21 protein-coding genes are annotated in these 23,934 nt (G+C 61.5%); 15 read left to right on the top strand and 6 right to left on the bottom strand.

All coding sequences use genetic code 11. From position 1 onward, the window contains the following. Window positions 1-8: 8 nt before the first annotated feature. The 6 genes from L8F45_RS05330 (at window position 9) to L8F45_RS05355 (ending at window position 5,121) form a co-directional block, all read left to right on the top strand. Complete coding sequence (locus tag L8F45_RS05330) at window positions 9-764, top strand: SDR family NAD(P)-dependent oxidoreductase (protein WP_342361850.1); 756 nt, start codon at window positions 9-11, stop codon at window positions 762-764. Window positions 765-866: 102 nt separating this feature from the next. Next, the gene (locus L8F45_RS05335; RefSeq protein WP_425329984.1) at window positions 867-1,754 is read left to right on the top strand and encodes a transporter substrate-binding domain-containing protein; all 888 of its coding nucleotides are present in this window, start codon (window positions 867-869) and stop codon (window positions 1,752-1,754) included. Between the two features lie 46 nt (window positions 1,755-1,800). Further along, the gene (locus L8F45_RS05340; RefSeq protein ID WP_342361851.1) at window positions 1,801-2,472 is read left to right on the top strand and encodes an amino acid ABC transporter permease; all 672 of its coding nucleotides are present in this window, start codon (window positions 1,801-1,803) and stop codon (window positions 2,470-2,472) included. Beyond that, complete coding sequence (locus L8F45_RS05345) at window positions 2,469-3,128, top strand: amino acid ABC transporter permease (RefSeq protein ID WP_342361852.1); 660 nt, start codon at window positions 2,469-2,471, stop codon at window positions 3,126-3,128. Before L8F45_RS05340 ends, L8F45_RS05345 begins: the two co-directional genes overlap by 4 nt. A gap of 2 nt (window positions 3,129-3,130) precedes the next feature. Then, a complete protein-coding gene (locus L8F45_RS05350) occupies window positions 3,131-3,904 on the top strand; it encodes an amino acid ABC transporter ATP-binding protein (RefSeq protein WP_342361853.1) in 774 nt (257 codons plus the stop codon). 8 nt (window positions 3,905-3,912) lie between these two features. Next, window positions 3,913-5,121, top strand: coding sequence for an aminotransferase class V-fold PLP-dependent enzyme (locus tag L8F45_RS05355; RefSeq protein WP_342361854.1), 1,209 nt, complete (start codon window positions 3,913-3,915; stop codon window positions 5,119-5,121). A gap of 11 nt (window positions 5,122-5,132) precedes the next feature. Here the strand turns inward: L8F45_RS05355 and L8F45_RS05360 are convergent, their stop codons facing one another. Continuing rightward, a complete protein-coding gene (locus L8F45_RS05360) occupies window positions 5,133-6,284 on the bottom strand; it encodes an amidohydrolase/deacetylase family metallohydrolase (protein ID WP_342361855.1) in 1,152 nt (383 codons plus the stop codon). A gap of 164 nt (window positions 6,285-6,448) precedes the next feature. On the opposite strand from L8F45_RS05360, the gene L8F45_RS05365 reads away from it, so the two are divergent. From L8F45_RS05365 to L8F45_RS05390, 6 genes are all read left to right on the top strand, one after another. Further along, window positions 6,449-8,014: an ABC transporter substrate-binding protein gene (locus L8F45_RS05365; RefSeq protein ID WP_342361856.1), complete on the top strand. Its 1,566-nt coding sequence runs from the start codon at window positions 6,449-6,451 to the stop codon at window positions 8,012-8,014. Window positions 8,015-8,110: 96 nt separating this feature from the next. Continuing rightward, a complete protein-coding gene (locus L8F45_RS05370) occupies window positions 8,111-9,052 on the top strand; it encodes an ABC transporter permease (protein ID WP_342361857.1) in 942 nt (313 codons plus the stop codon). A 6-nt stretch (window positions 9,053-9,058) separates the two neighbouring features. Further along, complete coding sequence (locus L8F45_RS05375; protein WP_342361858.1) at window positions 9,059-9,907, top strand: ABC transporter permease; 849 nt, start codon at window positions 9,059-9,061, stop codon at window positions 9,905-9,907. Then, window positions 9,908-10,900 (top strand): ABC transporter ATP-binding protein, encoded by a 993-nt coding sequence (locus tag L8F45_RS05380; RefSeq protein WP_342361859.1) that lies wholly within the window; start codon window positions 9,908-9,910, stop codon window positions 10,898-10,900. Then, window positions 10,897-11,865, top strand: coding sequence for an ABC transporter ATP-binding protein (locus tag L8F45_RS05385; protein WP_342361860.1), 969 nt, complete (start codon window positions 10,897-10,899; stop codon window positions 11,863-11,865). Before L8F45_RS05380 ends, L8F45_RS05385 begins: the two co-directional genes overlap by 4 nt. Beyond that, window positions 11,862-12,848 carry a MurR/RpiR family transcriptional regulator gene (locus tag L8F45_RS05390; protein ID WP_342361861.1) on the top strand — a complete coding sequence of 329 codons (987 nt, stop codon included), beginning with the start codon at window positions 11,862-11,864 and terminating at the stop codon, window positions 12,846-12,848. Before L8F45_RS05385 ends, L8F45_RS05390 begins: the two co-directional genes overlap by 4 nt. A 43-nt stretch (window positions 12,849-12,891) precedes the next feature. On the opposite strand, the gene L8F45_RS05395 is transcribed toward L8F45_RS05390, so the two are convergent. From L8F45_RS05395 to L8F45_RS05410, 4 genes are all read right to left on the bottom strand, one after another. Continuing rightward, window positions 12,892-14,889: a beta-galactosidase trimerization domain-containing protein gene (locus L8F45_RS05395; RefSeq protein WP_342361862.1), complete on the bottom strand. Its 1,998-nt coding sequence runs from the start codon at window positions 14,887-14,889 to the stop codon at window positions 12,892-12,894. A 74-nt stretch (window positions 14,890-14,963) separates the two neighbouring features. After that, a complete protein-coding gene (locus L8F45_RS05400; RefSeq protein WP_342361863.1) occupies window positions 14,964-15,818 on the bottom strand; it encodes a carbohydrate ABC transporter permease in 855 nt (284 codons plus the stop codon). Next, entirely contained in the window at window positions 15,808-16,716 is a 909-nt protein-coding gene (locus L8F45_RS05405; protein ID WP_342363368.1) for a carbohydrate ABC transporter permease, read from the bottom strand. Before L8F45_RS05405 ends, L8F45_RS05400 begins: the two co-directional genes overlap by 11 nt. 102 nt (window positions 16,717-16,818) lie before the next feature. After that, the gene (locus L8F45_RS05410) at window positions 16,819-18,051 is read right to left on the bottom strand and encodes an ABC transporter substrate-binding protein (protein WP_342361864.1); all 1,233 of its coding nucleotides are present in this window, start codon (window positions 18,049-18,051) and stop codon (window positions 16,819-16,821) included. 394 nt (window positions 18,052-18,445) lie between these two features. On the opposite strand from L8F45_RS05410, the gene L8F45_RS05415 reads away from it, so the two are divergent. Next, a complete protein-coding gene (locus tag L8F45_RS05415; protein WP_342361865.1) occupies window positions 18,446-19,501 on the top strand; it encodes a LacI family DNA-binding transcriptional regulator in 1,056 nt (351 codons plus the stop codon). Between the two features lie 18 nt (window positions 19,502-19,519). Beyond that, complete coding sequence (locus L8F45_RS05420) at window positions 19,520-20,785, top strand: alpha-L-fucosidase (protein ID WP_342361866.1); 1,266 nt, start codon at window positions 19,520-19,522, stop codon at window positions 20,783-20,785. A gap of 39 nt (window positions 20,786-20,824) precedes the next feature. Here the strand turns inward: L8F45_RS05420 and L8F45_RS05425 are convergent, their stop codons facing one another. Beyond that, window positions 20,825-21,760, bottom strand: coding sequence for a LacI family DNA-binding transcriptional regulator (locus L8F45_RS05425; RefSeq protein WP_342361867.1), 936 nt, complete (start codon window positions 21,758-21,760; stop codon window positions 20,825-20,827). A gap of 252 nt (window positions 21,761-22,012) precedes the next feature. Between L8F45_RS05425 and L8F45_RS05430 the strand changes: the two genes are divergently transcribed. Beyond that, a complete protein-coding gene (locus tag L8F45_RS05430) occupies window positions 22,013-23,929 on the top strand; it encodes an ABC transporter substrate-binding protein (RefSeq protein WP_342361868.1) in 1,917 nt (638 codons plus the stop codon). Window positions 23,930-23,934 lie beyond the last annotated feature (5 nt).

A 23,934-nucleotide genomic window follows, 5' to 3' on the forward strand; every position in this document is an offset into this window, starting at 1 on the left:
AGAGCGTGATGGAATTCGAGAACGTATCGGTGGTGATCACGGGCGGCGGGTCCGGCATCGGGTCTGCGACGACGCGCGCCTTTCTCGCCGCCGGCGCTCGCGTCGCCTTCACCTATGCGACCAGCGTCGATGAAGCGAGGGCGATCGAGCTGGAGTATAATCGCAACGGGCGACGAGCGCTTGCGATCAAGGCTGACGCCACCGATCCGGCGGAGGTGGAGCGCGCCTTCGCTCAGGCGCAGGAGGCTTTCGGTCCCGTTGAGGTGCTGTTCGCGAATGCCGGCGGCCTTCTCAAGCGCTCGCGCTTGACAGAGACGCCGTTGTCGCTGTGGCAGGAGGCTTTCGCGGTCAATGTTACGAGCGCCATGCTGGCCTGTCAGGCGGCGCTGCGCGTGATGGAGCCTCGTCGCAAGGGATCGATTATCCTGATGTCGTCGCTGGCTGCGCTCAATGGCGGCGGCAATGGAGCGTCGCATTATGCCGCGGCGAAAGGCGCCATCGCGACCTTGACGCTGAGCCTCGCCAAGGAGGTCGGGCCGCTTGGCATCCGCGTGAACGCCGTCGCTCCCGGCCTGATCGCCACGCGCTTTCACGACATTTTCAGTACGCCGGAAGGGCGGCAGGCCGGCGTCACGCGCACGCCGCTTCGGCGCGAGGGACAACCCGAGGACGTTGCCGATGTCGTGCTGTCGCTCGCTTCGGAGCGTTCGCGTTTTATCACCGGAGAGGTCGTAAAGATCACCGGGGGGCAGGAGCTGGCCTGAGAGCATGGCCTTGCCCTCCTGAGCTGCGCCAAGCGCGCTGCTCGCCCACTTGTGTTGCGTCAGCTTTCGGTCTGCAATTGCGGGGGAAGAGGAGGGAGAGCCATGAACGGACTGCCGGAAGAACAGATGTCGCCTCGACGGGATCTCCTCAAGCTGGGAGCGCTCGCAGCAGGCGCAGCGGCTTTCGCTGGGACGATGACCGCGCAGCAGGCGGCGGCGCAGGCGCCAGCCGGGAGCACGCTGCGCACGGTCCTGAGCCGCGGCAAACTTATCGTCGGCACCGGATCGACGAACGCGCCCTGGCATTTCGAAGACGAGAAGGGCCAGCTCACCGGCATGGACATCACTATCGCACAGATTCTTGCGCGCGGGCTGTTCGACGATGTGAGCAAAATCGAGTTCGTGAGGCAGGAGCCGGCGGCGCGCATTCCCAATTTGACCACGGGCAAGGTGGATTGCGTCATCCAGTTCATGACCGTGTCGCCGGCGCGCGCGCAGCTCGTGAATTTCTCACGCCCCTACTATGTCGAGGGCGTTGCGCTGCTGACTTCGGCGAAGGGCAAATACAAGACGCACAAGGAGCTGACGGATGCGGGCTCGGCCGCCAAGGCCTCCGTGCTGCAGAATGTCGACGCTGATACTCTGGTGAAAAAGGCGCTGCCGCAGGCGCAGGTTCTTCAACTCGACACGCAAGCGAACGTCATCCAGGCGCTGGATTCAGGTCGCGCCGACGCTGCCATTATCGATCTTTCGACCGTGGGATGGCTGGTGAAGCGCAATCCTGACAAGTACCTCGATTCCGGTTTCCATTATGAAACGCAGCTCTACTCCATCGCGATGCGGCAGGGCGATCTCGACTGGCTGAGCTTTGTCAACACGACGCTGAACGTGAACATGCACGGCCATCAGACTGATCTCTACGACAAGGCCTTTCAGGACTTCTTCGGCGCCGCGCCTCCGCGCCGCACGCCGGGATTCCCGGTGATCTGACCGTCATAACGGGGGCCGGCGTCTTCAAGGCGTCGGCTCGCGACTGGTGGAATACTACCTCAACTTCAATCTCGTCTGGCGGCATTCAGCCCGGCTCTGGTGGGGGCTGGCGCTGTCGATCGAGCTTGCCGCGATCTCGATCCTGATCGGCTGCGTCATCGGCTTCGCGCTTGCGGTCGTGTATGGCGGCAAGTCCGTCATCCTGCGCAAGCTTGTTACAGCCTATGTCGAGTTTGTCCGCAATGTTCCGCTGCTGTTGCTGATCTATCTTGTCTTCTATGGCATCCCGTCGGCTGGTGGCTTCGCCTATGGCGCGACGGAAAGCTTCGTGGCGACGCTTTCGCTTTACGCCGGCGCCTATCTCGTGGAGGTGTTCAGGGCCGGCCTTGACGCCGTGCCGAAAGGAGCGCGCGATGCAGCGAAAGCCATCGGGCTGACGCCATGGGGCCAGCTCGCCCATGTCAGATTTCCGATCATGCTGCGGATCGTGCTGCCATCTCTGTCCAACGCATTCATCTCGTTGTTCAAGGACACGTCGCTCGCGTCCGTCATCGCTGTCCCCGAGCTGACCTACGGTGCGAACTGGATCAAGACGAACACCTTCCGGGCTGTCGAAGTCTGGATGATCGTCGGTCCGCTCTATCTCGTCACGGGTTATGTCATCCTCGTCGCTTTGCGCGGGCTTGAGCAGCTGCTGATCCGGGATCGCCGGCGATGAGCGACACTTTCGCCTTCGTCGTCGGAACCCTGCCGTTTCTGTGGCAGGGGCTTTTGATGACGCTCTTCGTCTCACTTATCGTCGTCATCTGCTCGCTGCTGCTTGGCCTGCTCGTCGGCGTCGCTTTCGCCTACGCCTCCTGGTGGCTGACGCTACCGCTGCGCGCGGCGTCGGACATCCTGCGCGGCACGCCTTTGCTCGTCGTCATCTTCAGCATCTATTATCTCCTGCCGTTCGTCGGCTTCAATCTGCAGCCGCTGCCGGCGTTCCTGCTTGCGCTCACTCTTTTTAAGACCGCGCATGTCGGCGAGATCGCGCGCGGAGCGATCCAGTCTATCGCCAAGGGGCAAACGGATGCGGGAAAGGCGATCGGGCTAACCTTTCCACAGCGACTTCTCTACGTCATTTTTCCGCAAGCGGTCCGACGTTTCCTGCCGCCGTGGATCAATTCGGTGACCGACGCCGTGAAAGGCTCTTCGCTGATTTCGCTCGTCGGCGTTGTCGATCTGATGCTGGCTGCGCAGCAGGTGATCGGCCGCACCTATGAGCCGCTGCCGATCTATCTGCTTGCAGCGGCGATGTATTTCGTCATCAATTATTGCCTCAGCGTGCTGAGCCGCAGACTCGAGGCGCGTTACGCCTATATCAGGGAATGAGCATGGCGGAGCCGGTCGTCAGGATCAGGGGATTGAAGAAGCGCTTCGGCGCTGTTGACGTGCTTCAGGGCGTCGATCTTGACGTGGGGCGGGGGGAATCCGTCGTCGTGATCGGAGCATCGGGCAGCGGCAAGACGACGCTGCTGCGATGCGTGAATGCGCTTGAGACCTATGATGACGGCTCTATTCAGGTCGATGGCGTCGAAGTGGGATTCCGCGATGGCGATGCTGCGACGCGACGTCATCGCAGCGAGCGCGAGCTCGCGAAAATCCGCGCCGACATCGGCATGGTGTTTCAGCTCTTCAATCTCTTCCCGCATCTCTCGGCGCGTGAGAATGTCATGCTCGGCCTTGTGAAGGTGAGGGGACTTTCCAAGGCGGAGGCGGCCGACCGCGCAGAGCATTGGCTGAAGCGCGTCGGGCTCGCCGATCGCATGGATAATATGCCGAGCCAGCTCTCGGGCGGCCAGCAACAGCGCGTCGGCATCGCGCGCGCCGTCGCAATGGGACCGAAGGTGCTGCTTCTCGACGAAATCACCTCGGCGTTGGATCCGGAGCTGATCGGCGAGGTGTTGGCGGTCGTGACCTCTCTCGCGCGCGAAGGTATGACCATGATTGTCGTCACCCATGAAATGACGTTTGCGCGCGATGTCGGCACGCGCGTCGTCTTCATGGAAGGCGGACGCAAGATCGAGGAAGGCGCGCCGCGCGAAGTCCTGCGCAATCCGAGGCATGAACGTCTGAAATCATTCCTCGCGCGCATCGAGATGCATTAGGAGACATCATGACGGACAGGCCAAGATCGGATATTCGCGCGCGCCTGGGCTTGCGGCCGATCATCAACGTTTCCGGCACCATGACGAATCTCGGCGCTTCGATCGCCGTTGCGGAGGCGGTGCGCGCCGCATCCGACATCCTGCCGGAATGGGTCGAGATCAACGATCTACATCGCAAGGCGAGCGGTGTGATCGCGAAAGCGACTGGAGGCGAGGCCGGCTTTGTGACGGCGAGCGCGTCGGCCGGCATCACACTCGCGATCGCTGGCGCGATGACGGGCGCCGATCTCGCGCGCGTGGAGCAACTGCCTGACGTCACAGGCATGAAGAACGAGGTCGTGATCCTGATGGGGCACATGACCGGATATGGCGCGGCGATCGAGCAGGCGATCCGCCTTACCGGCGCGAAGCCGGTTCCTATCGGCAATGTAACGGACGCTCGCGCCTATCAGCTCGCGGCGAAGCTGAACGAGCGCACCGCCGCCGCGCTCTATGTGGTTTCACATCACACAGTGCAGTACGGCCAGATTCCGCTCGATGCATTCGCCGCAACTTGTCACGCGAAAGGCGTGCCTGTGATCGCTGATCTCGCGTCGGAATGTGATCTCCAGGGATTCCTTGCGGCCGGCGCCGATATCGCCATCTACAGCGCACACAAGTTTCTGGGCGGGTTGACTGCCGGCGTCGTGGCCGGCCGCAAGGATCTCGTTCGCGCGACCTTCCTGCAGAACAGCGGCATCGGTCGAGGAATGAAGGTGGGGAAGGAGAGCGTCGTCGCGACAATGGCCGCGCTCGAAGCGTGGGAGCGGCGCGATCATGCCGGCGTTCGCGCGATGGAGCGCGGCTATCTCGACATGTGGAAAAACGCGTTCTCGGATCGACCGGGCGTGTGCGCCGAGATTATCCCCGACCCGACCGGCAATCCGATCGACCGCCTGATGCTGTCCGTCGATCCTGATGCGGCCGGCCTGGCGGCGTGGGATCTCGCGGACGCGCTCGCCGGCGGAAATCCGCCAGTGATCGTGCGCGATCACGAGGTCGAGCAGGGATTCTTCCAGCTCGATCCCTGCAATCTCCATCCCGGCGAAGCAGAGATCGTGAAAGAGCGCGTCGTCGAGGAACTCGACATCGCGCGCCGGCGCAACGACCGGCCCGTGACAACCGTGGAAGGACGGCGAGCCGCGCGCTTCGAGCGGTTGCTGCGCTGGCCCGATTAGTTGCCGGGCGGCTATTCCGCGGCCAGCGCCGTTGGCTTCTGATCCAGCAGCCGGCCTCCGATGACGACGCCTTCGGCGTCGATACGCTGATCGCCTTTCAGAGTTACGCCTGTCGAATCCACGTAATCGAACGACCCGCGCTTGAGCGATAGGATCGAGGCGTCGCCGATCATGCCCGGCTTGAGCGAGCCGAGCTCCGGTCGCTCGATCGCTTTCGCCGCATTGATCGTGGCGCGACGGATCACGTCGGCGAGCGGCATGCCGAGACAGAGGAATTTCGACAGAGTCGTCGTGAGGTCGAACGCCGGTCCCTCGATACAAAGAGCGTGAACGTCGCTTGAGATCGTGTCGGGCGCAAAACCATTGGCGAGCATCACGCGCGCGACCTCGAATGAAAACGAGCCCATTCCATGACCGATATCGAACAACACGCCGCGTTCGCGCGCTTCTATCACCGCCGGGAGAACATGATCGTCGCGCGTGACAGGCGAATTGGGGAAAGGACGGAAGCAATGCGTGAGCACATCGCCCGGCCGCATGAGGCCAAGCACCTGCTCGAGCGTCGGTGGTGGCACATCGATATGCACCATCATGCGCATGTCGAGTTTGTCCGCTGTCTGGCGCGCGATTTCGAGCGGCACAATGCCCGACGTTCCCGACGCGTTCTGGCCGACGCGCACCTTGAGACCGGCGAGCACATCGCGATTGGCGTCGGCGACCTCGAGCGTGTCGAGGGGCGAGAGCAATCTCTGATCGCCGCTTTCGCCGACCATCACGCGTTTGGAGAAGGCGTAGATGCCGGCGAAAGAAATATTGAGATAGGCGACGATGCGCGCCGGGCAGGTTTCGATAACGTGACGGCGAAAGCCGTCAAAATTGCCGGCGCCGGCGGTGCCAGTGTCTACGAGTGTCGTGCAACCGCGCCGCGCAAGCGCCATGGGATCAACGCTGAGCGACGCCCCGCCCCAATAGACATGGGTGTGAAGGTCGATCAGGCCCGGCGTGACGATTTTGCCTGAGACGTCATGGATCGCCTGCCCATCGAGCCAGGGAGCGAGGGCTGCGACGCGCCCGTCCCTGAAGCCGACATCCATGACAGCGTCCACGCTCTGGCTCGGGTCCACGACCCGGCCTCCGCGCAAAACCAAGTCGAGCGATGTCATTGGGGGTCTCTAGGCAGGAATTTAATTACATAATGTACTCAAGATCGCAAAATTTCTAGCGATTTTATCCGGATATGCCATTATTTTTGAGTTGACAGGCCATGTATATGTAATAAGTTTTCATCAACGCCGCGCAGGGCGTCGCTATCGGCAGGGGAGAGCCAATGCGGAATCGCGATTCCAATCACAGCATGATCACCCGGCGCGGACTGGGCGCCCTCGCAGCGGGGTTTGGCGCGTCAGTCGCCCTTCCGTCCGGTCTGGCTTTCGCCCAGGGCACCTCCAGCGCCAATCTCGCCATGGTCGGCGAGCCGCAGTCGCTTGATCCCATGGCGTCGACCGCCGATCTCGTCGGCGTGATCATGCAGCATGTCTACGAGCCGCTATTCACCTTTGATGCGAACTGGGCGATCCAGCCTATGCTGGCGGCGACGATGCCAGCGGTGTCGGCTGACGGGAAGAGCTATGTCATTGAGCTGCGCAAGGGCGTGAAGCTTCATAGCGGCCGCGATCTCGACGCCGAAGACGTCGTCGCCTCGCTGAAACGCTGGCTCGACATGACGCCGCGCGGCAAGGGTCTCGCAAAGAGCATCACAAGCGTCGCGGCCAAGGGGGCGACGACTGTCGAGATCGCGCTCAACAAGGTTGACCCGGCGCTTCTCGCACATCTCGCGCTGCCGTCTGGCTTTGCCGCGATCATGGCGAAGGAGAGCATCGCCAATCCGCTCACCGAATTCGTCGGCACAGGCCCTTACAAATTCCGCGAGCGCAAGCCGGACCAGTTCGTCGTGCTGGTGAAGCATGAGGGTTATGCGTCGCGCAGCGAGGCTCCGTCGGGATACGCCGGCAAACGTGAGGCGAAGATCGAGGAATTGCGGTTCATCCCGGTTCCCAACGCCAACACGCGTGTCGAGGGAACGGTCGCCGGGCAATATCACTTCGCTGACCAGCTTCCGGTCGAAAGCTTCAAGAAAGTGTCGGGCGCCAGCGGCGCGCGCGCCGTGCTGACCATGCCTTATGGCTTCCCCTATTTCCCGACCAACACCAAGCAGGGGCCGATGGCCGACGTGAAGGTGCGCCAAGCTTATCAGATGGCGCTTGATCTCGAAGAGGTCATGGTGGCGGGCTTCGGAGAGCCGAAATTTTTCGCGCTTGCGCCTGAGCATTTCCCGAAGGGCTCGCCCTTCTATTCCGAAGCGGGCAAGGACAAATACAGCAAGGCTGACGTCGCTGGCGCGAAGAAGCTGCTCGCCGAAGCTAAATATGACGGAACGCCAATCCGCATCCTGAACTCGAAACAGTACGACTTCCATCACCGCATGGCGCTCGTGATGGCCGAGCAGATGAAGGCGGCTGGCTTCAAGGTGCAGCTTGATGTCGTCGATTGGGCGACTTTGATCCAGCGTCGTGGCGACGCGGCCCTGTGGGACATCTACATCACGCACTCGGCCTTTCTGCCGGAGCCGATGCTGTCGCCGCCACAGTTGGGCGACGGCGCGCCGGGCTGGTGGTCGACGCCGGCGAAGGATGCGGCGCTCAGCGCGTTTAACAGCGAAGCTGACCCGGCGAAGCGCGGTGCGCTCTGGGCCAAGGTGCAGCAGGTCGTCTACGACGAGGTTCCCTACATCCGCGCTGGCAACTTCGCCGCGCTTGCGGGCGCATCGGCGAAGCTGAACGGCTATGCGCCGATGCCGTGGCCGTCCTTCTGGAACGTCGATCTCGCGAAATAAGCGATATCGGGTCGGCTGAACAATTCTCGCGACGGCGCCTCAAGCCCCTCGTGGGATTGACTGCAACGTTGCGCGGCTTGTCCCGCGGGAGCGACGATGCTTGCACAAATCGGGCGACGGGCCGCCGGCCTCCTGCTGGTGCTTTTCCTCGTCGCCGCCCTCGTTTTCTTCCTGACTCGACTGGCGCCCGGCGATCCCGCCGCGCTGATGCTTGGCGATCAGGCGACGCCTGAAGACATCGCGCGGCTGCGCGCCGTCTATGGGCTCGACAAGCCCGTGCTGCTGCAATTCGCGCTGTGGCTGAAGGAGTGCGCGACAGGCAATCTCGGCCAGTCGATCTTTCTGCAGCGACCGGTGACGCAGGCGCTGCTGGAGCGCGCCGAGCCGACCTTCTTTCTTGCGATGTTTTCGCTCGCCATCGCCGCTGCGATCGGCGTGCCGGCCGGCGTCGCATCCGCCGTGTGGCGCGGACGTCCGATTGATCAGGCGGTGAGCGGCCTTGCGATGCTCGCGGCCAATATCCCGAGCTTCTGGCTCGGGCTGATCTTCATCCAGATCTTTGCGGTGAGGCTGGGTTGGTTCCCCGTCGCGGGCTACGGCGCGCCGGGCGCTTCTTTTTTCGAACGGATCGAACATCTGCTGCTGCCTTCGGCCGTCCTAGGCGTGGTCAATTCGGCGCTGATCACGCGCTTCACGCGCGCCAGCATGCTTGACGTTCTCGACGCCGATTTCGTGCGGACGGCGCGCGCGAATGGAATTTCGGAGACGCGCGTCGTGCTGCGCCACGCCTTCGGCAATGCGCTGGTGCCTGTCATCACCGTGCTCGGCCTCACGCTGGCGCTCCTGATAGGCGGTGCGATCGTGACCGAGACCGTGTTCGGCCTGCCCGGCGTTGGCAATCTCGTCGTCTCCGCCGTGCTCCGCCGCGACTATCCCGTGATCCAGGGCGCGTTGCTGGTGGTGGCCGCGATCTATGCGCTCATCAATCTGGCGATCGACGTGATTTACACGCTCGTCGATCCGCGCGTGCGGTCCTGACGCGCCATGATGAGCTCACCCACATTCCTGTTTCTGCGGCGTCTGTTCCGGCGCAAGCTGGTGCTGGCCGCGACGCTGATCCTCGTTGTCGCTTTCGCGCTCGCAGCGCTCGCGCCGTGGGCTTCGCCGTTCGACCCTTCCGCGATGCGCGTCACGCGTCGTCTCCGTCCACCCGGCGAAGTCAACTGGTTTGGCACTGATGAGCTCGGCCGCGACATTTTCTCGCGCGTGGTTTGGGGCGCGCGCGCTTCGCTCGGCATCGGCTTCGCCGTGGTGCTGATCTCGATCTCCGTCGGCGCTGCGTTCGGTCTCATTGCGGGTTACTTCAAGAAAGCCGACGCGATCGTCATGCGCATCGTTGATGCGCTGATGTCATTGCCCGACATTCTGCTCGCGATCTTTCTGGTTGCGGTGCTTGGCGCATCGGCCGCGAATGTCGTGCTTGCGCTTGCCATCGTCTACACGCCGCGCGTGGTGCGCGTGATCCGCGCCTCGACGCTGGTCGTGCGCGAGCTGCCTTTCGTCGAGGCGGCGCGCGCTCTTGGCGTCTCCATCTGGCGCATTCTTGGCGTCCATGTGCTGCTGAATGTGGCGTCGCCCGTTCTGGTGCAGGCGACTTTCATCTTCGCCTATGCTGTGCTCGCAGAAGCCGGACTTTCCTTCCTCGGCGCCGGCGTGCCGCCGGAGACGCCGACCTGGGGCACGATGATCGCATCCGGCCAGCAATATGCCGAGGACGCACTCTGGGTCGTCGCCTTTCCCGGCGTCGCCATCGTTCTCGTCGCGTTGTCGCTTCAGATTGTGGGAGACGGACTGCGCGACATGCTTGACCCCAAGCTGAGAAAGGCGGTCTGAATGGCGACGCCGCTTCTCCAGATCGAGGATCTCGCGGTCTCCTTCCGCACCGAGGAGGGAGAGGTGACGCCCGTGCGCGGCGCGTCGCTCATGATCGGCGCGAACGAGACTGTCGCAGTGGTTGGAGAATCCGGCTCCGGCAAATCGGTAACCAGTCTTGCGACTATGGGCCTGCTGCCGCGTCCGGCGGGACGAGTATCGCGCGGCCGCATTCTCTTTCATCGCCGTTCCGGCGAGATCATCGATCTCGCAATAGCGCCACGCGCCGCGCTGCAGGCGCTTCGCGGCGCCGAGATGGCGATGATCTTTCAGGAGCCGATGACAAGCCTCAATCCGGTGCTCACCGTTGGCGAACAGATCGCGGAGGCGGTGCGTCTCCATCTCGGCTTTGATCGCCGAAAGGCTTGGGCGCATGCGGTCGAGATGCTGGGACTCGTCGAGATTCCCGATGCGGCGCGCCGCGCGTCGGACTATCCGCATCATATGTCGGGCGGCATGCGCCAGCGCGTGATGATCGCGCTCGCGATCTCCTGCCGCCCCTCGCTTCTGATTGCAGACGAGCCGACCACCGCGCTTGACGTCACGATTCAGGCGCAGGTTCTCGCGCTCATCGATCGGCTGCGCCGCGAGTTCGGCATGAGCGTGCTGTTCATCACGCATAATCTCGGCGTGGTCGCCGAGATCGCTGATCGCGTGACCGTGATGTATGCGGGCGAGGTGGTCGAGAGCGCGCCGGTGCGCGAGCTTTTTCATGCGCCGCGTCATCCCTATACCCGAGCGCTGCTCGACTGCATGCCGTCGCGCGCGACGCAAGATGCGGAGGGGCGGCGCATCGTGCGCTCAATCCCGGGCCAGGTCTCGCGCGTCGAACGCGGCTGCGCCTTCGCGCCGCGCTGCGCCAGCGCCGAGCCCGTCTGCGCCGTAAATGCGCCGATGCTGGAGAGCGACGGAGCGCGCGAAATGCGCTGCCTGCGCTGGAAGGAGCTTGCATGAGCGCGGAGCCTTTGCTGGCCATCGAGAGCCTCAGCAAGACTTTCGGCAAGGCGCCGAAGCTCGTTCGCGCTGTCAACGACGTGACATTTGAAGTTGGCCGCGGCGAGGCGCTCGGGCTCGTAGGCGAATCCGGTTCGGGCAAGAGCACCATCGGGCGGCTGGCGTTGCGCCTTATCGATCCCACAGACGGGTCGATCCGCTTCGATGGCGAGGACGTCACAGCGACGCCGGAACGGCGGCTCAAAAGCTTCCGCAGCCGTGCGCAGATGGTTTTCCAGGACCCTTACGCCAGCCTCAATCCCCGTCTGCGCGTCGCCAGCATTGTCGGCGAAGCGCTCGACGCGCATGGCCTGGCGCGCGGCGCGGCCCGGCGCACGCGTATTGGCGAATTGCTTGAACTCGTCGGCCTGCCGGCGTCGCATATGGATCGCTATCCCCATGAGTTTTCTGGCGGGCAAAGACAGCGTATCGGCATTGCGCGAGCGCTCGCAGTCGAGCCGAAACTGATCGTCGCCGATGAGCCGGTTTCTGCGCTTGATGTTTCCGTTCAGGCGCAGGTGCTGAATCTCATGCAGGATCTGCGTCGAAGGCTTGGCCTGTCGATGCTGTTCATCTCGCATGATCTCGATGTGGTCGAGCTGATGTGCGATCGCATCGCCGTGCTCTATCTCGGCCGCATCATGGAGATCGGCGCGGCTGAGCAGGTGTCTCGCCATCCGCGACACCCCTACACACGGGCGCTGATCGCCGCCTCGCCAAAGGCCGATCCTGACGCGTCGCCGCGACAGCGCATGCTGAAAGGCGACATTCCGTCTCCGCTCGCGCCGCCGTCCGGCTGCGTGTTCCGCACGCGCTGCCTGCATGCGACCGAGCGATGCGCCGCGGAAGCTCCTGCCTTGAGGCCAGCCGGAGAGGGGCATCGGTTTGCCTGCCATTTCGATCTCGTTCACAGTCAGGCCGCATGACGGAAACCGCCCCTCCTTCGGACCCGACCGGTCGTCCCGGCGGCGCCGATGAGTCCGTCGGCGCGTCCGATATTCTGAGTTCGATCCGGCTTGGCCTCGACGGCATGTCCGAGAGCCAGCGGCGTGTCGCCAGGCTCTTTCTCGACGAAGCGGAATGGGCGGTGAAGGCCAATGTCGAAGACATTGCCGCGCGAGCCGGCGTCAGTGCGCCGACGATTGTGCGCTTCGCCCGAATGATCGGCTGCCAGGGCCTTAAGGATCTCAAGCTCAAACTCGCCGGCGCGCTCGCGCTTGGCGCGCCGTTTCTTCACCGATCGGTACGGATCGGTGAAACAGCGAGCGACGTGCTGCGCAACGTCACCGGCAGCATGACCACTGTCATCGCGGAGTGGCAGCGCCGCATCGATTCGATCGATCTCGATCGCGCCGCGGCTGCCATCAGCAAGGCCCGCCGCATCGATTGCCTTGGCACCGGCGCGACCTCGCATTTCCTTGCGCAGGACATGCAGGCGCGGCTGTTCCGGCTTGGTCTCAGCGCCAACGCATTTTCGGACGCGCATTTCCAACTCGTCGCCGCCGCGACTCTGACGTCAGAAGATGTGCTGATCGCGATCTCCTTCGTCGGCCGCATGCCGACGCTGCTGCGCGCTGTCGAAGTCGGCAAGATGAAGGGCGCGACCGTGATCTCGCTGGCGCAAAGCGGCACGCCGCTGGCCGACCTTGCTGACATCGTGTTGCCCGTCGATGTGCCTCGTGACGCCACGATGCTGGTCGGGACTGACGCCTATGTGGTGCAGCTCATCGTCATCGAGGTGCTGATGATCCTCGTAGGGCTGCGGCAGGGGCCGCAACTCGTTGGTCGCATGAATGACGTGCAGCATGTGTTGCGAACATATGGCGTCGATCGCGAGGACCCTTCCGTCCTGCACGCCGGCTGGCGCCAGATGTTCGAGCCCGACTCAGGCGGCGACTCGCGCGCCTGATCGGGCGTTCAAGCCCGATCAGGCTGTGGAACACGCCCTCCCGTCAGTATGCGATCTCGATCATCGCATGGCCGCGTAGCCTCGGAACGCGGAACAATACGCGGCCATCCTTCATATCGAAGGGAAGCGCATCGCCAAATGGAGCCAGTCGCACGGACTTCACCGGTCTATCTGTCTCGATCGAAGCGTCGATGTCATGCAGCGTCACCAGATCCTGAATCGGCTGCACATTCTCGTTGCGGATGAAGCCGCGCAGCGCCGGCGTCGCGTGCAGGAGGTGCAGCACGTCGCGATTTTCCCTCGCCTGGCGGCGCAATGTCGCGCGGCCGGCCCGCGGCAAGTTTGTTTCGATCATCCGACGACGCCCGAGCGCGTGCGCAACCGCCTTCTCCGCGATCTCCATCATGGCGACCGCTCCGATGCGCTTGTAGGCGTCGAAGAAGGGATGGGCGAGATAGACATAGCCGCCTTTCTCGACCCCTGCATCGTAGCCAGAAGATTCGGGCTGCGGTGGCGTATGGACGTGACCGCTGAAGTGAGCCGGAGTTCGATCGAAATAAGGATCATGCACAACGCCGAGCGACTTTCCATCCGTGACTTTGATGCGCTCGGAAGGCGCATACATGAACAAGGGGTGATTGACGAAGGAGGCGCGCAGATCGGCAGAGGGCAGGAGATAGTCGCCCGCCTTGTTCGGCGACGTTCCCTCCCATTTCGCGCCGACATCGAAGACGAAGCCTTTTTCGCTGTCGATTCCGCTTTTACCCGTCAGGAGGACGCGCGCGCCGCGTTCAACGCAGCTCGCAACTTTCGCCTTCAAGGCCGGAGTGATCTCGATGGAGTCAGGCAGGATGATCAGGCGATAGCCGGAAAAATCCGATTCCGAATCGAGAAAGTCGAAGGTGAATTTGCCTTCTAGCAGCAGCCGCGCAACGCCGTCGTCGGAACCGTCGTGATGAGTCGGACGGCCGGCGAGCCTAGGCCTGCGCGCCGCTTCGGTGCTGAGAATACCGATTTCAGCGCGATTTTTTGAGTCGACAGCCCAAGGTTCGCACGCCTTGACATGTGCGTAAGCTACTCCGACGGCGTTGTAGGTCGTCTTGTCGATCGCGCCCGTCGGATGGAGGTGATCACCGATGAGACAGCGCGACCCTTGCGCCAGCATCGCGCCGCACTCGTAGAACAGCGCGTCCGGCTTCTTGTAGCCTCCCACTTCACCCCAGGTGTGATGGAATTTGCCGGTATGGCCGAGAAATTCGATGCCGAGTGTATCGACATAGCGGGCGCTGACCGGAAAATGCTCATATCCCCAATGGGACGTCGGCAGCGACTCGATTTCGAGATGGCTGAAATATTTCAGGATATCGCGACGACCACGCCTGATATGACCAAAATTGTAGAACAGCCGCATCTTGGGATCATGCTTGCGCACGGCGTCGGTGACGCGCTCGAAAAACTCGAGTTGAATCTTCTCAGTGTAGGTGACGCGGTCTTCTTCATTCGTCCAGTCGAGTCCTTGCGCCTCCATGCGCGTCTGCGCCCATGCGCTGAGCGAAACGAGTTGGAAGCAGATGTCGATGAAGATGCCATCGCCGTCGGGGTAGTTGATCATCACTTCCTCGACCTGCCGGCAGAGATAGTCGAGATAGGGCGAGGAGAAATCGAGGAAAGCCCAACCGGCGCCGAGCGCCTCTGTGCGTGATCTCACCAGCGAGCCTTCTGGCGAGATCACCCGCCAGCCTGGTTCGGTGCGCGCGATATATTCGTCCCATGCGGCTGAAATATAGATTGGCGCGCGAATATCGTGCTTGTGTAACGCGTCAAGCTGCGCCCGCATCAGATCGAAGTCGAGATGGGGATGCATCATGCCGACCTTGGTCGGATGATAGGTCATGCCGTGATGGCATTTCGAGAAAACAGTGATGGAATCGACATTCGCGGCCGCCAGCGTGCGAGCGAAATCGTCGGGGTCGAATTTCGAGCCGATGCCAGGAATGCGCTCGGACGTGTGGAAATCGAGATGAATCTGACGATACCGCATAGCGTGCCTCTCCGATGACAGACAAGTGATTTGAGAATCGCGTGGGTTGAAAGAAATCGCGGCGCTTATTCGCGTCAGCGCCCTCCGAATCCGGAGCCGATCGCGATCCCCGCGAAGATGTAGCGATGAAGAAGGATCGTCAGGATGAGGCCCGGCGCCATCGAGATCGTGGCGCCCGCCATCATGTAGGTCCATTCCGTTCCCTGCTGACCCTGAAACAGCGTCAGTCCGAGCGGAAGCGTGGCGTAGGTCGGCCCGTTCACGACGATTAGCGGCCACAGAAAGGAGTTCCACTGCCCTGTGAATGTGAACAAGGCGAGCAGGCCGAGCGCCGGTTTCGACAAGGGCACGAAGATGGTGAGAAGTATGCGCAGGCGCGATGCGCCGTCGACCAGAGCCGCTTCCTCAAGCTCGTCGGGAATCGTCAGGAAGAACTGACGCATCAGAAACGCGCCGAAAGAGCTGAACGCCATTGGCGCGATGAGCGCCTGATAGCTGTTGACCCAGCCGAGCGCGCTCATCATCAGAAAGAGTGGAATGACGATGACGGCCTGCGGCACCATCAGGGTTGCGAGATAGACAACGAAGAGACTGCTCCGCCCTGGAAATTTCATGCGAGCGAAGGCGTAGGCGGCGAGACTTGAGACGACAAGTACGATCGCGGTGATTGAGGCCGAGACGAAGGCGCTGTTGAGAAAGAAGCGCCCGAAGGGGAGATAGAGCCAAGCCTGAACGAAGTTCCTCCACTGGATTTCCTTGGGGAGCAATACGGGGGGTATTGCGAACACTTCAGCATCAGTGCGCAGCGCGTTCGAAATCATCCAGAAGAAGGGAAAGAGAAAGCCCGCGGCGACGACAATGAGTCCCGCATGCGAGAGCATGGAGACGAGCCTGCTCGCAGGCAGGCGATCTGCAGCGTCAGGCGTCATAGTTCACCCATCGTTTCTGCAGATGAAGCTGCAAGGCGGTGAGAAGCATGATGATCGCGAAGAGCACCCAGGCGATCGACGAGGCGTAACCGAACTTGTAGGTGACGAAGCCCTGCGTGTAGATCGCATAGCCGAGCGTCGTGGTCGCGGAGCCGGGGCCGCCATGGGTCAACGCATAGACCTGATCAAAGGTCTGCATGCTGGTGATCGCCGTCAGCACGGTGCCGAAGAACAGAGAGGGCGAGATGAGCGGCAGCTTGATCCTCCAGAAACGCTGCCAGGCCGTCGCCCCGTCGATCTCGGCGGCTTCAAGATAGTTTTTGGGAACTGATTCCAGCGCTGCGCCGAACAGAAGCATGTTGTAGCCGAAGTGCGACCAGAGCGAGACGAGCACGAGCGCCTGCATCGCGAAATTCGGATTGATGATCAGGTTTGGCATCGAGAGATTGAGCGCGTGAAACGTCCAATCCATAATTCCGCCCGGCGTCAGGATCAGCAGCCAGACCAGCGACACGCCAACCAGAGGCGTGAATGTCGGCAAGAAGAAAACCAGCCTGAACAACGTCTTTCCCCATGACAGGCTGTTGATCCAAACCGCCATCGCGAGGGAGAGGACGATGTTGAGAGCGAGATATTCGGCCGTGTAGAAAAGCGTGTTGCGCAGAACTTGCCAGAATATCGGATCGTTGGTCGCGAGATTGATATAGTTCGCGAAGCCAACGAATCTGGCCTGCCCGATCACCTGCCAGTTGGTGAAGCTGAGCCACAGAGAGGCGGTGAGCGGAAAAATCAGGAAAGCGCTGAGACCGAGAAAACTAGGCAGCAGAAACAGCGTTGCGACGCCGAGATCGCTTTTCGAGCGGTGGACCACAGGCGATGAAATTGCGGTTGCCGGCATCATGATCGCTTGCGGTTCGATCGCGATCTCGCGCGTCATTCGCTTCTCCTATGCGCGCGCAGCGCGAAGAATAAAGGCGAGGCGATAGCCTCGCCCGCTGCGTCATTGCGAAGCGAGCTTCTGAATAGTCTCCAGCACCTTGTCAGGCGTTTCCGAGCCGCCGAATGCCAGCGGCGCATATTGTTCGAATGTCGATGCGACCGTGGCCCAGTTCGGCGTCGTCACGAAGGGCGCCGCATTGGTCAGCGCGGCCGGGATCGCCTCGCGCGCGCCGGCGACGCCCTCGGCGGCGACATCATACCAGTATTTCTGGAAGTCCTTGCGCGCGGGGAAAGCACGACCTGCTTCCGCAAGATATTTCTCGGCGTCAGGCCCCGTCATCACCTGAATCGCTTTCCAGGCGGCGTCCTTGTTCTTGCTGGTCGCCGCGATTCCAAAGCCGGAACCGGCGCTTACGGTGAGACTTCCGGCTTCGCGCGCTGGAACAGGCGCAACGCCAATCGTGAAGCTCGATTTCCGCTTGAGATTGATGAGCTGCCACGGACCATCGACATACATTGCGACGTTGCCTGCAGAAAAGCGGCCATTCGATACGGTCGAGGACTGACTGCCGGTCGGAGGCAGCAGCGGCGCGACTTTGTCGTCATTAACGAGCTTAGCGTATTGTGAGAACGCGCCTTTCAATCCGGCGTTGGTGAGATCGAGATCGCCCTTATCGTTGAGGTATTTCGCGCCCTTCGAACGCGCGAAGACTACGAAGGCGTCAGGCACGCTGAGCGAGAAGCCGAATTTGCCGTCTTTGGTCAGCGCCTTTGCCGCTTTCATGAAGTCGGCTTCAGTCCAGCCAAGCTTGGGAAGCGGAACGCCCTCTTTCACGAACATCTCGTGATTGTAATAGAGCATCAGCGGGCCGAAATCGTAGGGTAAGGCGAACTGTTTGCCGTTGCGCGACAGGCCTTTCATGATCGATGGATCGAATGCGTCGATATCGAACTTGTCGGCTTTGATGCGGTCATCGAGCGGCGCCATGAGCTCGGCGAATCCGGGAGCGCGCAGACTTTGCAGGCTGACGATATCAGGGAGCGAATTGGAGGCGGCGAGCGCCGGCAGCTTGGTCCAGTAGTCGAGAAAGGATGTGGTCTGAAACTCGACCGTGATGTCAGGATGTTTCTGCGTCACGAGGCTCGCGACGTGCTTCCACGCAGTCACCTCCGCCTCTGACCCTGACCACATGAACCAGGTGAGTTTCACTGGTTCAGCGTGAGCCGCGTGGGCGGCGAGCGCGAGCGCGCCAGCGCCGAGCCATGACCGGAATGTCCTGAACATGCGATGCATCGCGTCCTCCCGTTTCGGCGGACGACGACATGGGCCGGCCGCTCATTGACATTCTCGCTGTTGAATTCCCGGCGTCGGGATGTGCTTGATTGCCTGCTCAATTCTCCCGTCAGCCGCCGCGCGAAACCGCGCAAAGGCGGTCGGCCAGCAAATGAGCTCGTAGTCGCACGTGTGGCCGGTGTGCTTCGACTTGCTCAGCGTTAATTGACGAAACGTTTTGGCTAACTAGCATCGCGTCCAGCGAATGGCAATCGGTATCGCTTGCCACGATCTGCGCATGTATCGTTGCAATGCAGCGAGCATGCAGTTTTCATGAATAAGCGGGCTGGCGGCAATTCCAAGTTTCGGCTATTCAAGCGACGAAACGTTTCAGCATTCGCATCGAAAGCAGGGTATGGCCAATATTCGGGATGTCGCGAAATCGGCGGGGGTCTCGATCGCCACCGTATCAGCGGCCTTGAATGAGTCCGGCCGCGTCAGCGACGAGACGAGGCGACGCGTCTGGGCTGCGGCCGAGGCCGTCGGCTATTCCCCGAACAGCTTCGCGCGCAGCCTTCGCCTCGGGAAAAGCAGATTGATCGGCGTGGTGGTCGCCGACATCGCAAATCCATTCTGGGGCGCAATGGTGCGCATTGTCGAGAAGGCGGCCATTGCTGCAGGCTATTCCGTCATCGTGTCTGATATCGATGATGATGAAACGCGCGTTCCCTCCATTCTCGATCATCTTCGCAGCCAGCATGTGGCTGGCATTCTGCTCACCCCCGTGGGCCATGCGGCCAACATCCTGAAGCAGATCGAGAGCCGAAAGCTGCCGCCGCTCGTAACTGTCGATCAGCGTGTGCCCGGCCTCGCACGCGATTTCATCGGCGTCGATAATCGCGCCACGATCCGGATGCTGGTCGAATATCTGCTCCGTCTGGGCCATCGACGGATCGCGATGATCAGCGGCGGCGAAGGGTTATGGACCGCCGACGAGCGCCTTAGCGGCTTTGTCGAGACGATGAGCGGCGCAGGCGTCGAGGTGGATTCATCGCTTTGCCTACGCGCGAGCTACAAGGGTGATGGCGCCTATGCTGCGACGACGTCGCTGTTGACGCGGCCAGATCGTCCTACTGCGATCATCGGCGCTAACAACGCGATTGCGCTGAACGCGCTGCAGGTGATTTTCGATCTGGGGTTTCATTGTCCAGGCGATGTTTCGCTCGCTGGAATCGACGACGTGCCATGGAGCGGCCTCGTGCGGCCGCGGGTCACAACCGCGGCTCAGCCAATCAATGATATCAGCGCCGTCGCAATCGAATGGCTGCTGGAGCGCATCATGGCGCCTGACGATGTGGCGCCGCCGCGCGAACGGATATTTCATCCCTATTTCATCGCGGGCGATTCCTGCCGCGATATTCGAGGCGAAGCCGGCGCGCGGCAAGCAGCGGGTCAAATGGCGAGAAGCTGATCAAAGCGGGAGGATATCGTGGCCGACATCGAAAAATTCATGTCCTGGCGCTTCGGGCTCTTCGTCCATTGGGGTCCGTGCTCGGTGATCGGCACGGAATTGAGCTGGGGGCGCGAAAATCCCTATCAACCGGAACGCTTGAATCAATCGCCTCGCGATCGCGGCTCTGTGCCACGCGTGCGCGTCCCCGCAGCGCTCTACGATCAACTCTACAAGTATTTCAATCCGATTCATTTCGACGCGGATCGCTGGATCACCACCGCCAAAGCGGCCGGCATGAAATACATCGTCTTCACGACCAAGCATCACGATGGATTCTGCAATTTCGACAGCAAACACACAGACTACAAAGTGACGTCGCCTGAGTGTCCGTTCGGGCGCGATATCGTGCGCGAATTGTCGGATGCATGCCATCGCCATGATTTCGGATTGGGCTACTATTATTCGCAGCCCGACTGGCGCCATCCCGATTACGGCACCGAGCGCCATGCGAGATATGTCGAATATTTCCACAGCCAGGTGGAGGAACTCTGCACCAATTACGGCAAGGTCGACATCTTTTTCTTTGACGGGCTGTTCGATGAGAGCAAGACGCGCGTGTCGAAGACGCCGCTTCTCTATGGCCGCAAGGAAGGGGCGGACTGGTGGGATTCCGAGCGATTGATTGCGAAGATGCGTCGCTGGCAGCCTGACATGGTGATCAATGATCGAGCGGGCGTTGAAGGCGACTATGAGACGCCGGAGCAGCGCGTGGGCGCTTACATGCCGGACCGGCCGTGGGAGAGCAACGTCACCATCACGAAACGCTGGTCATATGGCTTCGACGAGCAGGTGAAGAGCACAACGGAATGCCTTCGTCTCCTCTTGGGCTCGGCGACAGGCGGCGGAAACTTTCTTCTTAATGTCGGTCCGGATTCGCTGGGCCTGTTTCCGCCCGCGGCGGAAGAGGTGCTGCTGGAAATGGGCCGGTGGCTTTCGCAGAACGGGGAAAGCATCTACAATACGAAAGGTGGCCCCTATCCAAGCTGGACATGGGGCGGATCAACCCATCGTGACAATGTCGTCTATCTCCATGTCCAGCATTGGCCGCATCAGAACAACACGTTACGGCTCCCTGTTCCGCATGAGGCTTCGCTGGTTGCAAGCGAGATGCTGACCGGCGGCGAGCTAAGCGCGAAAATCGATGGCGGCTTCGTCCATCTAACATTAGCAAGCGCGCATCAACGTGCGGTCGACACCATTGCGAAACTCACATTCGATCGGCCGATCGTCTTTCCGGAGTAACGAGCCGCGTTGTTGGCGAAAGCGCCGCAGCCGGCTCCGTCAGGCTGAGTCTCGAAAGATGATGTCGGGTTCGATGATGATGCGCTGCTGGATGTTGCGTCGTTCGATCCGATCGAGAAGCATGCGCATTGCGAGTTCGCCGAGCTCCTCCTTGTCGACGCGCAGCGTCGTCAGCGCCGGCGACACATGCGCCGCGAGCAAAATGTCGTCGCAGCCGGTCACGGCGATATCATCGGGCGTCTTCACGCCGCTCGCTTTGAGCGCGCCGATCATGCCGATCGCCACGAGATCGTTGTAGCAGATCACGGCGTCGATCTCTGCTCGCCGCGCGCCGATCTCGCGCGCGACAGCGGCGCCGCCAGGCAGATCCGGCGAGGAGGGCAGATTCGCGATCAGCTTGAGGTTGTGGCGAGTAAGAGCTGCTCCGAGGCCTTCGCGGCGCTTCGCGCCGCCATAGGAGGTAGGCAAGCCGCCGGCATAGGCGAAGCGTCGACGGCCTTTCGCAATCAGGCTTTCGACCAGCGTTTCGACGCCGGTGCGATAGTCGATCTCGATCGACCCCGCGACGCTTTTGGGCAGCACCCTGTTGATCACCACCATTGCGCGATGCGATGCGGCGGCGCGCATGAGCGTCTTGTCGTCGAGGCGCGCGCTGCACAGGATCATGCCGTCGACGCGCCGATCGCGCAGCGCATCGAGCGCTTCAAGTTCGCGCGCCGGATCCTCCACCACATTGGTGGTGATAAGCGTGTAGCCTGCGGGCCGCGCGGCCAGCTCCGCGCCGCGAATGATCTCGGGAAAGAAGGGATTGACGATGTCCGGCACAACGATGCCAACGATCTTCGAGCGATCCTTGCGCAGATTCTTCGCGAAGGCGTTGGGCCGATAGTCGAGGGCGGCAGCCGCGTCGAGAACGCGCTGGCGCGTTTCGATGCTGGCGCCGCTCTGTCCATTCAGCACGCGGGAGACGGTCATCGGCGAGACGCGCGCCGTCGTCGCGACATCCGTTATAGTCGCTGGCCGCGGCGGAGAACGGTCGTCTGCGATCGTCATTGCACTGCGGTATGGTTATCGCATTTGTCGGCGGATCAGATCGAAGCTGCAAATAGCAGATCAGGTATAGACCTGCCAATCGCACATTTTTGCCAGTTGACCGAGAGATAACGATAACGTTATTCTCTCAGAAAGCCCCGGTTTCGGCCGAGAAAGGCGACATGGGAGGAAGGCATGTTCAACGCCAGCTGCGTGCTGAAGAGCGCTGTCCTGTGTTTGGCGATGAGCGCGGTCGGCTCGGTCGCAGCCGCGGACTACACGGAGGCGCCCGGCCTAGCCAAAGACGTCGCGGCAGGAAAGTTGCCGCCCGTGGCGCAACGACTGCCTGAGAAGCCATTGGTGGTGAAGCCGGTCGAGAAGGCCGGCGTGTACGGCGGAACCTGGCGTCAGGCGCTGGTTGGCGGCTCTGATGGTTTGATCGAGCGCACAGTCGGCTATACGCGACTGGTGCGCTGGAATCCGGAATGGACGGACGTCATCCCTGATGTCGCCGAGAGCGTCGAGGCAAAGCCCGACGGAACCGAATACACATTCAAGCTTCGCAAGGGCATGAAATGGTCAGACGGCGCGCCCTTCACCGCCGACGACATCATGTTCTGGTACAATGATGTGCTCATGAACAAGGAGATCACGCCTTCCGTGCCGCGATGGCTGCGCGCCGGCAATGATCCCGTCGTTGTCGAGAAGGTCGATGATTACACCGTGAAGTTCCGCTTTACCGCTGCAAACGGCATGCTGTTGCTTTATCTCGCCAGCAATCAGGGCTCGGACATCCTGACGGCGTCCGCGGCGCATTATCTCAAGAAATTCCACAAGAAATATAATCCAAACGCCGAGCAGGAGGCGAAGGCTGCGGGCGCGCCGAGTTGGTCGGCGCTGATCCAGTCGAAGATCGGCACCTGGCAATCGCCCGATCGCTGGCGCGATGCGTCTCGCCCCGTGCTCGATCCCTGGAAATTGTCGGTGCCTTATTCAGGCACATCGCAGGTCGTGGCGGAGCGCAACCCTTATTATTTCAAGGTCGATCCCGAAGGTCGCCAGCTTCCCTACATCGATCGCGTCACTTTCGACATAATGGGCGATGTGCAAGGCGTCATCCTCAAGGCTGTCAATGGCGAGCTCGATATGCAGGCGCAGCGTCTCAACTCGATCGAAACGACGATCGTGCTGGCGCAGAACAAGGAGAAAGGCGCTTACCGTTTGTTCAAAGTGCGGCCCGCCTGGTCGAACGGCATGCTGATCTGCCTCAATCAAACAGTGAAAAATCCCGGCCTGCGCGAGGTGTTTCGCAATCGCGACTTCCGCGTGGGTCTGTCGCTCGCAATCAATCGCGACGAGCTCAACGAGATTCTCTATTCCGGCCAAAGCAGGCCCTATCAGGCGGCGCCGCGGCCGAATACAGCTCTCTATGACGAGACGCTGGCGACGCAATACACGAAATATGATCCGAAGGCCGCCGACGAACTCCTCGACAAGGCCGGCTTCGCCAAACGTGACGCGCAGAATTTTCGACTCGCGCCGGATGGCAAGCGCATCGCCTTTTCGATCGATGTTCTGACGGCGCGCAAAGATCACATCGATGCGCTCGAGCTGATCCGGAAGTACTGGCGCGCGATCGGGATCGACATGCAGCCGAAGCCGATCGAATCTTCGTTCTCGGTTGCGCGTCAGCTTGCCAATGATCATGAGGCACTCGTCTGGATCGGCGGCGGCGGCTACGATTTCCTGGGCCTGCTCGATCCCAAATGGTATTTTCCGTACGAGAACCAGTCGGCCTTCGGTTCCGCCTGGGGAATCTATTATCAGAATCCGCGTGATCCCAATGCGGAAGAGCCGCTGCCGCCCGGCAAGAAACAGCAGGAGCTTTACACCGAGCTTCTCAAGACGGTCGGCATCAAGGGTCAGCTCGAACTGATGCGCCAGATTCTCAAGATCACGAAGGACGAGTTCTACGTGATCGGAACCGACATGGACCCTGACAATTACGGCATCGTGAAGAACAACTTCCACAATGTGCCGCAGGAAATGCCCGACACCGCTTTCTACGTGACGCCTGGGCCGACCAACCCCGAGCAGTATTTCATCAACTGACGCGA

The organism is Terrirubrum flagellatum, assembly GCF_022059845.1.
Taxonomy (GTDB): domain Bacteria; phylum Pseudomonadota; class Alphaproteobacteria; order Rhizobiales; family Beijerinckiaceae; genus Terrirubrum; species Terrirubrum flagellatum.